This window comes from Zavarzinia sp. (assembly GCF_049306435.1).
Lineage (GTDB): Bacteria > Pseudomonadota > Alphaproteobacteria > Zavarziniales > Zavarziniaceae > Zavarzinia.
Map to the genome: position 1 here is coordinate 1 of NZ_JBAQRT010000270.1, position 10,215 is coordinate 10,215.

Below are 10,215 nucleotides of genomic sequence, written 5' to 3' on the forward strand. Positions count from 1 at the left end.
CCGCAGGGCAGCCTCGGCGCCGCGCTGCTCGACGCCATGCGGCGGAAGTAACGCCGCCGCCTGAACCCTCTCCTCCCGGGAGGAGGGGAGGGGCGGGTGTCGAAGGTCGAGCTTCCCCACCTCACCCTGGCCCTCTCCCCCCAAGGGGCGGAGAGGGGGCGCTTAATCCGGCGATACTTCGCTATTAATTCGGGGACGCTATAGGGAGTAGCTCGTTTCAGTCCAGCGGCAACCCGACAGGCTCGATCACGGAGCCGGGATATTGCTCGGGGCAGGGTGTCCAGGGCGTCATGACGGCCAGAAAACGCGCCGCTTCACCGGACAAGAGGCGGATCGCCGGATTGGCGATGTTATCCTGAGGGCTATAGTCGCCACGCATCGGCTCGACCAGGGCGCGGACACGAGGATCCTCGAAGGCGTCATCGAGCCGACTGCGTGAGAGCGGTGGGAAGATCGCTTCCCGGGCGATCTCTTGCAGACCGTCGGCCTGGAGATCCTCGATCAGGCGGAGATAGTCCGTGAGGGGCAGGCATTGGGCCACGGTGAGGGCGACCATCCTCAGGCCCGCATCGTTGGACGGATCGCGCAGGGCCTCGGCGATCTGAGGGGCATAGGCAAGGGCTTTCCTCGCCGTCTCGTTCACCGACCGGACGACGAGAAAGCCGTCTCTGCCATTCTCTATCCATTTCAACAGGGGCTCGACACGGTCGACCGATGCCAGCCATGTCCGGAACGGCGTGTAGCCGTCGCCGGGCGGCGGTGCGTCGATGGCGTCGTTGACATAGGCGGCGATCAGCAAGGCCGGCAGAAACAGGAGGGCGGGCGCGAGAAAAACGAGGAGGGCTGCCAGCACCTGGGCTATGGCGAGGGGCTTGAAAGGTCTGCGCTCGACGAACATCGGGGTGACTGTGTCATTCCTGGGGCAAGCTCAAGTGGCGCAAAGACTACCGTTTGCACTCGGTCAGCGCCAGTTTCCGCTCCTGTCCAACGAAGGGGGCATCGGTCATCAGGAGTAATTAGATATAGCGTCTTCGAATTGCCCATCCCCGAATTACCACGGGTCGGGCTGCCGCCTTGAATGCCGGGCGAAATCCGATAGCCTTTGTCTCCGGGGTGTGACCGTCGCCGAATGATCTCCTTTGGGCGGGCCGGTCGCGGCCAGCACCGGGGGCGGATGATGCGGGGCGGACGCTATTTCGGTGTGTTGGCGATCAACGCATGCCTGCTGCTCGGGGCCTGTGGCATGGACGGCGGCGTCATCGGTTACGCCGCCCATAACATGGGGCTGCAACCCAGCACCATCGGACTCGGTCCATCGGCGCCCAGCGGTGCGGAGGCCTATGGAAGCAGGAAAGATTCGTTCACCCACTGTCTCGCCACTGTGAACGCTTCCTGCGGTACACCTCCGATATCCCCACCGCCGACCTGCGCGGGTACGATCATGTCCGGCCAGTCCTGCCCCTATTGAAGCGGCGCAGGCTCGTATGTGCGCGCCGCATCGGTGTGGGGCTCAATGCGGGGATGATTTGGCTCCCTCTCCGCCCCTTGGGGGGAGAGGGCCGGGGTGAGGTGGGGACGGGCCGGGTCTTACCGTTTCGCCACCAGCCGCCAGCTCGGCTGGGTGCCGCGCTTCGCCGCTTTTCGGTCCTGCAGGGTGAGATAGGCGCGGTACAGCGCGAGGTCGATCCGGTCGAGGATGCGGAAGGGCAGGCCGGGCAGGGGATTGAAGGGATTGGTCCGGCACATGGACCAGATCTCCAGCCGGCTGGACGGGCGCAGGGTCGAATCGCCCCGCCGGTGCAGGCCGACCGTGTCGGCGACGACCAGCGTGTTCTTGCCAACCGAAAACGCCTTGGGCGCCGTCAGGCCGAGGGTGGGGAGATCGGCTTCGGCGACCCGGAAGGAGCCGCGCGCGGAATAGCTGTCGGCGGATTTCGCCTCGGTGATGCTACGCCTGTATTCGTATTTCAGCCGCTTCCAGGTCACCCGCTGCGAGCCGGGGACATAGGTGAAGGGGCCGTTGCTCTCGTCCACATCGTCGAGAAACAGCCAGGCCTTCATGGTCGGCTGGAAGGTGTCGGCATGGATATTGGTCTGCGGGTCGGGTCGGCCGGGCAGCAGGCCGGCGCGGATATTCTGCACCCAGTGTCCCGGCACCCGGAAGCGCCCGGCGACATAGGACAGAAGCCCGCGATAGCGCCGGTCCTCGATCAGGCGGCGGGTGGCGGGCAGGCGCGACAGCGTGTCGTGATCGAGCAGCACGCGCCAGGTGATCGTATCGCCCTGATGGCATTCGCGGGCGGGCTCGTTCATCGCCCGGACTTCCGCCTCCAGCGCGGCGAAATCCTCCGCCGGCAGGAAGTCGGTCTTCAGGATGAAGCCGTCGCGGCGCAAGGCTTCCCGATCCTCGGGCGCCACCCTGGCGGCGAGCAGCAGGCGGCGGAAGGCCATGATCCGGTCCGCCAGCACCACCCGGACGACATGAAGGCCGAGGCGGTTCAGGAAAGTGCTGCCGATCACCGGATTGCCGACGAAGGATTTGGCGCCGGTGGCGACAGCCAGCACCTGGAAAGGCAGGAGGAGGATATGGCGGGCGTTCATGGGGTATCGTCCCTATCCGGTTGGCCCATCGCGTCGGTGCAGCCTAGACCTGTCGGCGCCCGGCACAAGGCGGCACGGTGCCGCGCCTCAATCGTCGAAATGCTCGATCACGTCGATGAAGCGATCGGCGTAACGCTCCAGCTTGGCCTGGCCGACGCCGGGGATGGTGGCGAAAGAATAATGATCCAGCGGCCTGCGCTCGGCGAGGGCGATCAGGGTCGTATCGTGGAAGATGACATAGGGCGCGACGCCCTGTTCCCTGGCGAGTTCGAGGCGAAGGGCGCGCAGGGCGCCGAACAGGCTGCCGACGGCGCTGTCTTCCGCCGGGCGTTCCACCGCGCCCCGCCTGGTGCCGCGCTTCGGGGCGGCGACGGGGGCCGGCTCGTCGCGTAGCTCGACCGTGCGCTCGCCGCGCAGCACCGGCCAGGACTCGCCATTGAGGACGAGGGCGCCGTGGCGTTCCAGATCGACCTCGAGGAGGCCGAGGGCGGCCAACTGGCGGATCACGCTGCGCCAATGGGGGGCGGGCTTGTCCTTGCCGGCGCCGAAAGTCTTGATCTCGTGATGGCCCTGGCTTTTGACCTTCTCGGTCTCATGGCCCATCAGCACGTCGATGACATGGATGGCGCCGAAGCGCTGGCCGGTGCGGTACAGGCAGGACAGGACCTTTTGCGCATCCTCGGTGCCGTCGCGGGTCTTCACCGGCGACAGGCAGGTATCGCAATTGCCGCAGGGTTTCGTGTCGGTCTCGCCGAAATAGGACAGCAGGACCTGGCGCCGGCAATGGGCGGTCTCGCAGAAGCCGAGCAGGGCTTCGAGCTTGCTGCGCTCCACCCGCTTGTGATCCTCGCCGGCATCGGAGCCGGCCATCAACTGGCGCAGCCGCGCGACATCCTCGATGCCGTAGAACAGCAGGGCTTCCGAGGGCAGGCCGTCGCGCCCGGCGCGGCCGGTTTCCTGATAATAGGCCTCGATGGTCTTCGGCAGGTCGAGATGGACGACGAAGCGGACGTCGGGCTTGTCGATGCCCATGCCGAAGGCGATGGTCGCGACCATGATCACGCCGTCCTCCTTCAGGAAACGGTCGTGGTTCTTCGCCCGCACCGCCCGGTCGAGGCCGGCGTGATAGGGCAGGGCGGGAAAGCCCTGGGCCTGGCACCATTCGGCCATGGTCTCGACCTTCGCCCGGCTCATGCAGTAGATGATGCCGGCCTCGCCCTTGCGGGTGTCGAGGAAGCGTTTCAGGGCGACCCGGGGTTCGAGCTTCGGCGTCACCGTGTAGCGGATATTGGGCCGGTCGAAGCCGGCGAGGAACAGCGGCGCGTCCTCGATGCCGAGGCGGGCGGCGATGTCGCGCCGGGTCGGCCCGTCGGCGGTCGCGGTCAGGGCGATGCGGGGCACCGACGGATAGCGCCGATGCAGCACTTCGAGCTGCAGATATTCCGGCCGGAAATCATGGCCCCATTGCGAGACGCAATGCGCCTCGTCGATGGCGAAGAGCGCCAGCGGCGATTCGTCGAGCAGGTCTAGGAAACGATCGGTCAGCAACCGCTCAGGCGCGACATAGAGAAGATCGAGCTCGCCCGCCCGCAGCGCCCGCTCGACCTGGCGGGCCTCGCCGGCATCAAGCGAGGAATTGAGCGCGGCGGCGCGTACCCCGACCTGGCGCAGGGCCTCGACCTGGTCCTGCATCAGGGCGATCAGGGGCGAGACGACGATGCCGACACCCGGTCGGCACAGGGCCGGCACCTGATAGCACAGCGACTTGCCGCCGCCCGTGGGCATGACGACGAGACAATCGCCCCCCGCCACCACATGGGCGACGATTTCCGCCTGCCGGCCCCGGAAGGCATCGAAACCGAAGACATCGCGAAGGACATGGGCAGGATCGGCGGGGCTGGCGGACATGCACCGCTTATAGAAGGCGGCTTCCCGCCTGCCAACACCCCTTGCCCCCTTTCTTCGACGCAAGGGCCGGCTTATGAATGCGGACATCCTTGTCCCGGATTTCGCCGGCATGACGAGACATGACGAAAGGCGGTCATGACCGAGACGATCGACATTGCCGCCGGCCCCTGGTCGGCCCGCATCCTGCGCTTCGGCGCCGAGCTTTGCGCCCTCTCGCATCAGGGCTGGGGCGATATCCTGTGGCCGGCGACGGATCCCTGGCGCCGCCATGCCCCGAACCTGTTCCCCATCGTCGGCAAGCTGGCCGGCGACCGCCTGCGCCACGGCGGGCGGGAGTACAGCCTCGGCCAGCACGGTTTCGCCCGTGACCGGGATTTCACGCTGATCGAGGCGGGCGCCGATCATTGCCGTCTACGTCTGAGCGACGACGATGAAACAAGGGCGCGCTATCCTTTCGCCTTCACCCTCGATCTCGTCTACCGGATCGATCCGGCGGGGCTGAGCGTTATCTATGAGGTCGGCAACCCGGGGAACGTGGTCCTGCCGGCTTCGGTCGGTGCCCATCCCGCTTTCCTGTGGCCGCTCGATCCCGGGGCGGACAAGACGGCGCATCATCTTCTGTTCGACGCGGCCGAGCCGGCGCCCGTCCGGCGGTTGGAGGGCGGGCTGCTGTCGCCTGTCCTGCACGAAACGCCGATCCGGGGCCGGCGCCTCGATCTGGCGGATGGTCTCTTCGTCGACGATGCCCTGATCCTCGACGCGCCGGCCAGCCGGGGGCTGGTCTATGGCGGGCCGGGGCGGGCGATCCGCTTTTCCTGGACGGGTTTCGGCCAGCTCGGTCTGTGGATGAAGCCGGGGGCCGGCTGGCTCTGCATCGAGCCCTGGGCCGGCTTCGCCAGCCCGGTCGGCTTTGATGGCGACTTCGCCGACAAGCCCGGCGTGTTCCTAGTGGCGCCGGGGGACAGGCTTGCCTTCTCCTATCGGGTGGAGGCCGCCTGACGGCCGGCCCCTTGCGGAACCGGCGCCAAGCACCCATAAAGGCAGTCAGATCCGTATCCCGAGAAAATCAATGTCCAAATCCGTCGCCGCGCCCCCGACACTTGCGTCCCGGGGCGGCCCGAAAGTCGGTCTCGTTTCCCTGGGCTGTCCCAAGGCCCTGGTCGATTCCGAACGCATCCTGACCCAGCTGAAGGCCGAGGGTTACGAAATCAGCGCCGATTACGCCGGGGCGGATGTCGTTGTCGTGAACACCTGCGGCTTCCTCGACAGCGCGCGGGCGGAATCGCTGGAGGCGATCGGCGAGGCACTGAACGAGAACGGCAAGGTGATCGTCACCGGCTGCCTCGGCGCGACGCCGGATCTCATTCTCGAGCAATATCCCAGCGTTCTCGCCGTGACCGGGCCGCACCGCTACGAGCAGGTGATGGCGGCGGTGCATCAGGTGGTGGCGCCGAGCCACGACCCGTTCCTCGATCTCGTGCCGGCGGCCGGGGTCAAGCTGACGCCGCGCCATTACGCCTACCTGAAGATTTCGGAAGGCTGCAATCACCGCTGCTCCTTCTGCATCATCCCGCATTTGCGCGGCGATCTCGTCTCCCGCCCGATCGACGAGGTGCTGCGCGAGGCGGAAAATCTGGTGAACGGTGGCGTGCGCGAGCTTCTGGTGATCAGCCAGGACACCTCGGCTTACGGCGTCGACCTGCGCCACAAGGGCGCGGAATGGCGTGGCCGCGAGCGCCGGGCGCATATGACCGACCTCGCCGGGGCGCTGGGCGAGCTCGGCGCCTGGGTCCGGCTGCACTATGTCTACCCCTACCCGCATGTCGATGACGTCATCCCCCTGATGGCCGAGGGCAAGGTGCTGCCCTATCTCGACATTCCGTTCCAGCACGCCTCGCCCAAGGTGCTGAAGGCGATGCGCCGGCCGGGCAACCAGGAAAAGGTGCTGCAGCGCCTCGCCGCCTGGCGCCGCGACGTGCCCGATATCGCCATCCGCTCCACCTTCATCGTCGGCTTCCCCGGCGAGACCGAGGAGGATTTCACCCTCCTCCTGGACTGGCTGAAGGAAGCCCAGCTCGACCGCGTCGGCTGCTTCCGTTACGAGGCGGTGGACGGCGCGCCGGCCAACGACCTGCCGGATGCCGTCCCCGAAGCGGTGAAGGAAGAGCGCTGGAACCGTTTCATGGCGGTCCAGCAGGACATTTCCATGGCGAAGCTCGACGCCAAGGTCGGCCGCACCCTCGAGGTGATCGTCGACGAGATCGACCCCGAGGATGGCGCGATCTGCCGCTCCCATGCCGACGCGCCGGAAATCGACGGCAATGTCATCATCGAGGAGCCGACCCGGCGTCTGCGCCCCGGCGAGATCGTCCGCGTGACCATCGACGAAGCGGGCGAATACGATCTGTTCGGCCATCTCGCCAGCGACAACTGACCGTCTCCGTCCCGGGGCTGTCCTTTCGGGGGCGCTGTCGTCGCGGCAGCGCCCCTTTTCGTTGTCCTCGTCATTCCGCTCTCACGCCAGCGCCCGATTTGAGAATCGATCGCAAAATCACGCTTGCGCGGCTTAGTATTTATTGATAGTAATTCGCAATACGACGGTTTGGACGATGAAAGGGATCAGCCATGGCCCGGGATCTGGTGAAGACGGCGACGTTCGCGATGCTGCACTTCGGTGTCGGCTTCGCCGTGACCTATGCCTTCACCGGCTCGATCCAGATCGCCACCGGGGTCGCCCTGGTCGAGCCCGCGGTGAACACCGTGGTCTTCTTCTTCCATGAACAGGTGTGGAAGCGGGCGGGGCAGGGCAAGGGGGCCGAAAAGCCACTGCATGGCCTGATGTGCGGCCATGCCTGAAGGCGGGGCGCGCTGTCAGGCCTGACGCCGCGGTGCTCGCAGCAGGAGCCAGAGCGAGCGGATGCCCAGCAGTGAAATCAGGCCGAGGCCGGCGATGACGGCGGTCAACTGGTTGAGGCTGCCGGCCTGATTGTAATTCGCCGGCTTTTCCGCCTCGTCGAAAATATCATTCACCGCCAGCATTTCGGCGGCGCCCTGCGCGAGGCGGCCGGCACCGTCCGACAGGCGCCCGGCATTGCCGCTTCCACCCGGGCCGCCCGGCAGATAAAGGCTGATCTCGACCACGGCGCCACCGATGACCGTGGTCGCGCCAACATGAAGGGTGGGATAACGGTCGCGATCGACAAGGCCGCCATGAACCACGAAGCCCGCGCCTTCGATAAGCAGGGCATCTTCCCCGGGACGGGTCACCGCCTCGGTGGCGGAGCGCCGGGGCAGTTGACCGCGCAGATCGCGGAAGAACAAGGGGGGGCTGTCCACCCGCTGAACCTCGCCCGTGACGACGCGCCCGCCGATCTGTCCCAGGGTGGCCATGGCCTGCCGGTGGCCGGCGCGCCAGTCTTCCAGTTCCTGGCAATCGGCGAAGGCCAGCACGGGACGCAGACTGTCCACCTCGGCCCGGGCCAGCCAGTTGATGAGGCCGGCTTCGGCCGGGGACTCGGGCGACAGGCGGCAAAAGCCCGGCGGCGCCGACAATTCGAGAGGCACCCCCGCCACGACCAGCGTTTCCGCCCGCGCCGGCCCGCCGACCGTCAGGCCGAGCGTCACCAGGCCCAGCCCCGACAGGGTGGAACGAAGGCGGCCCGGCAGGGGCCGTAAGCGGGGTCCAGCGAGCAAAGGGAATCCTTCGGCGGGCGTTTCAGCGTATAGCTGCATAGATTCCCGCCGGTTTCCTCTGTAATTAACTCCATATTGACGATAATCGTGCCCTGCCACGGCGGGCGTCGCAGACTTGCAACAGCGCGGCGACCTGCCATCCTGTGCCGGGAGGTGAACGATGGGTCTGATCATGCCGGCGGCCGACAAGGCCGTTCTCGCGGGGCGGGCCGGGCTCGTCGCCGAACTCGGGCGGATCCTGCCGCCCGATGCTGTGATCTCGGCCGAATCCGCTCTCGCGCCCTATGAATGCGATGCGCTCACCGCCTATGTCCAGCGGCCGCTGGCGGTCGTCCTGCCGCGAACGACGGCGGAAGTCTCCGCCGTGCTCGCGCTCTGCCACCGGCGGAAGGTGAAGGTGGTGCCCCGGGGGGCCGGAACCTCGCTGTCCGGCGGGGCGCTGCCGCTCGAGGACGGCATCGTGCTCAGCCTCGCCCGCTTCAATCGTATTCTCGACATCGACCTGGCCAACCGCTGCCTGACGGCGCAGCCCGGCGTTACCAATCTCGCCCTGACCAAGGCGGTGGAGGCGGATGGCTTTTTCTATGCCCCCGATCCGTCGAGCCAGATCGCCTGCACGATCGGCGGCAATGTCGCCGAGAATTCGGGCGGCGTGCATTGCCTGAAATACGGCCTGACCACCCATAACCTGCTCGGCCTCGAGATGGTGCTGATCGACGGCGCCGTGATCCGTCTCGGCGGCAAGGCGCTGGACGGGCCGGGTTACGATCTCCTCGGCGTCATCACCGGCTCCGAAGGCCTGCTCGGCGTCGTCACCGAGGTAAGCGTGCGGCTGACGCCGAAGCCGCAGGCGATCTGCGCCCTGCTGGCGGGATTCGATACGGTCGAGGCGGCGGGGGCGGCGGTCGGCGCCATCATCGGCGCCGGCATCGTGCCCGGCGGGATCGAGATGATGGATAATCTCGCCATCAACGCGGCGGAGGATTTCTGCCATCCCGGCTATCCACGGGATGCCGCCGCCCTGCTGATCGTCGAGCTTGACGGGCCGGCGGGCGAGATCGGCGCGCAGATGGAACATGTCGGCGAATTGCTGAGTGCCGCCGGGGCGAAGACCCTGCGCCGCACCGTCGACGATGCCGAACGCCTCGGCTTCTGGGCCGGGCGGAAGGCGGCCTTTCCCGCCGTCGGCCGCATCTCGCCCGATTACCTGTGCATGGATGGCACCATTCCCCGGTCGCGCCTGCCCGAGATCCTGACCAGGATCGCCGCCCTGTCGGCCCATTATGGCCTTCGCTGCGCCAATGTCTTTCACGCGGGCGACGGCAATCTGCATCCACTGATCCTCTACGACGCCAATATCCCGGGCGACCTCGACAAGGCGGAAGCCTTCGGCGCCGATATCCTGCGCGCCTGTGTCGCCGCCGGCGGCGTGCTGACGGGCGAACACGGCGTCGGCATCGAGAAACGCGACCTGATGGGCGAAATGTTCGACGAGACCGATCTTGCCGTGCAGCAACGCCTGAAATGCGCCTTCGATCCCGCCGGACTGCTGAACCCCGGCAAGGTCTTTCCCGTTCTTCACCGCTGCGCCGAGCTGGGCCGCCTGCATGTCTCGGGCGGCAAGCTGCGCTTTCCCGAATTGCCGAGGTTCTGACGATGGAGCGTTTCCAACCGACCTCCGCCGAGCGTCTGGCCGGCGTCATCGAACGGGCCCATGCCGCGGGCACGCGCCTGCACCTCGTCGGCGGCGGCACCAAGGCGGGTTTCGGTCATCCGGTCACGGCCGATGCCGTGCTCGACCTGTCCGCCTTCGCCGGCATCGAGCGTTACGAGCCGGCGGAACAGGTGATCACCCTCGGCCCGGCGACACCCCTCGCCACCCTGCAGGCGGCCCTCGCCGAGGAAGGCCAGCGCCTGGCCTTTGATCCGCCCGACATCGGCCCCGTGTTCGGCGAGGCGCCGGGCCTCGGCACCGTGGGCGGCGCCATCGCCGCCAATCTGTCCGGTCCGGCG

Annotated in this window: 9 protein-coding genes; 5 read left to right on the forward strand and 4 right to left on the reverse strand. The window is 67.2% G+C overall.

Annotation, left to right across the window (positions count from 1 at the left end; translation table 11 throughout):
* Window positions 1-217 precede the first annotated feature (217 nt).
* The 3 genes from WAZ62_RS15365 to recQ all read right to left on the reverse strand — a co-directional run bounded on the left by WAZ62_RS15365 (window position 218) and on the right by recQ (window position 4,509).
* Window positions 218-853 carry a hypothetical protein gene (locus WAZ62_RS15365; protein ID WP_422644411.1) on the reverse strand — a complete coding sequence of 212 codons (636 nt, stop codon included), beginning with the start codon at window positions 851-853 and terminating at the stop codon, window positions 218-220.
* A gap of 734 nt (window positions 854-1,587) precedes the next feature.
* Window positions 1,588-2,601: a phytanoyl-CoA dioxygenase family protein gene (locus tag WAZ62_RS15370; protein ID WP_422644412.1), complete on the reverse strand. Its 1,014-nt coding sequence runs from the start codon at window positions 2,599-2,601 to the stop codon at window positions 1,588-1,590.
* An 87-nt stretch (window positions 2,602-2,688) separates the two neighbouring features.
* On the reverse strand, window positions 2,689-4,509 hold the full coding sequence (recQ, locus tag WAZ62_RS15375; protein ID WP_422644413.1) for a DNA helicase RecQ: 1,821 nt from the start codon (window positions 4,507-4,509) through the stop codon (window positions 2,689-2,691).
* A 135-nt stretch (window positions 4,510-4,644) separates the two neighbouring features.
* Here recQ and WAZ62_RS15380 point away from each other — a divergent pair, with 135 nt between their 5' ends.
* The 3 genes from WAZ62_RS15380 (at window position 4,645) to WAZ62_RS15390 (ending at window position 7,365) form a co-directional block, all read left to right on the forward strand.
* Window positions 4,645-5,508, forward strand: coding sequence for an aldose 1-epimerase family protein (locus WAZ62_RS15380; protein ID WP_422644414.1), 864 nt, complete (start codon window positions 4,645-4,647; stop codon window positions 5,506-5,508).
* A 70-nt stretch (window positions 5,509-5,578) separates the two neighbouring features.
* The gene (rimO, locus tag WAZ62_RS15385; protein ID WP_422644415.1) at window positions 5,579-6,943 is read left to right on the forward strand and encodes a 30S ribosomal protein S12 methylthiotransferase RimO; all 1,365 of its coding nucleotides are present in this window, start codon (window positions 5,579-5,581) and stop codon (window positions 6,941-6,943) included.
* Window positions 6,944-7,134: 191 nt separating this feature from the next.
* A complete protein-coding gene (locus WAZ62_RS15390) occupies window positions 7,135-7,365 on the forward strand; it encodes a DUF2061 domain-containing protein (RefSeq protein ID WP_422644416.1) in 231 nt (76 codons plus the stop codon).
* Between the two features lie 15 nt (window positions 7,366-7,380).
* On the opposite strand, the gene WAZ62_RS15395 is transcribed toward WAZ62_RS15390, so the two are convergent.
* Entirely contained in the window at window positions 7,381-8,133 is a 753-nt protein-coding gene (locus tag WAZ62_RS15395) for a hypothetical protein (protein WP_422644417.1), read from the reverse strand.
* Between the two features lie 235 nt (window positions 8,134-8,368).
* On the opposite strand from WAZ62_RS15395, the gene WAZ62_RS15400 reads away from it, so the two are divergent.
* Window positions 8,369-9,856, forward strand: a complete 1,488-nt coding sequence (locus tag WAZ62_RS15400) for an FAD-linked oxidase C-terminal domain-containing protein (protein WP_422644419.1) — start codon at window positions 8,369-8,371, stop codon at window positions 9,854-9,856.
* Between the two features lie 2 nt (window positions 9,857-9,858).
* Window positions 9,859-10,215 (forward strand): FAD-binding protein (locus WAZ62_RS15405; protein WP_422644418.1); only part of this gene is annotated, 357 nt, incomplete at its 3' end.

Bases quoted from the DNA above. Each gene is read 5' to 3' on its own strand.
- WAZ62_RS15370 (WP_422644412.1), bottom strand. From the start codon at position 2,601: ATGAACGCCCGCCATATCCTCCTCCTGCCTTTCCAGGTGCTGGCTGTC.
- recQ (WP_422644413.1), bottom strand. From the start codon at position 4,509: ATGTCCGCCAGCCCCGCCGATCCTGCCCATGTCCTTCGCGATGTCTTC.
- WAZ62_RS15380 (WP_422644414.1), top strand. From the start codon at position 4,645: ATGACCGAGACGATCGACATTGCCGCCGGCCCCTGGTCGGCCCGCATC.
- rimO (WP_422644415.1), top strand. From the start codon at position 5,579: ATGTCCAAATCCGTCGCCGCGCCCCCGACACTTGCGTCCCGGGGCGGC.
- WAZ62_RS15390 (WP_422644416.1), top strand. From the start codon at position 7,135: ATGGCCCGGGATCTGGTGAAGACGGCGACGTTCGCGATGCTGCACTTC.